This window comes from Stenotrophomonas sp. INTA L402-1 (genome assembly GCF_059295135.1).
In genome coordinates this window covers 1-503 of the sequence record NZ_JCAFWP010000273.1, presented here as the reverse complement: position 1 = coordinate 503, position 503 = coordinate 1, and the positions used below count along the sequence as shown (strand labels likewise).

Genomic DNA, 503 nt, shown 5'->3' with positions numbered 1-503 from the left:
GGGTATACATGGCAGAAGGAATGGTTCGCGTTTCACCTGGAATGTTCGACACAAAGGTGATGGTTGCACCAAACTCACCGAGAGAACGAGCAAAAGCCAGTACCGTACCAACAATAATTCCCGGTAAGGTCAGCGGTAACGTGATAGTAAAGAAAACGCGCCAGCGCCCGGCCCCCAGTGTTCTTGCGGCCTGTTCCAGTTTGACATCAACCCCTTCCAGCGCCAGACGAATTGCCCGCACCATCAGCGGAAACGACATGACAGCGGCAGCGAGAACCGCACCACGCCAGCTAAACGCGAAAGAAAGACCAAACCAGTCATACAGACGTTCACCGATAAATCCGCGCCGTCCCATCGAAACTAATAATAGGTAACCGAAGACCACGGGCGGTAACACCAGCGGTCGTTGCAGTACGCTGTCGAGCAGAGCTTTGCACGGAAACGTGCAACGTACCAGTAACCATGCAAAAAAGATCCCAAACTGCAGGCTAAACCTGACTCTT

Annotated in this window: 1 protein-coding gene; it reads right to left on the bottom strand. The window is 52.9% G+C overall.

What is annotated here, in order from left to right; all coding sequences use genetic code 11:
• A partial coding sequence (modB, locus tag AC5O77_RS22745) for a molybdate ABC transporter permease subunit (RefSeq protein ID WP_494507298.1) occupies positions 1-503 on the bottom strand: 503 nt, incomplete at both ends.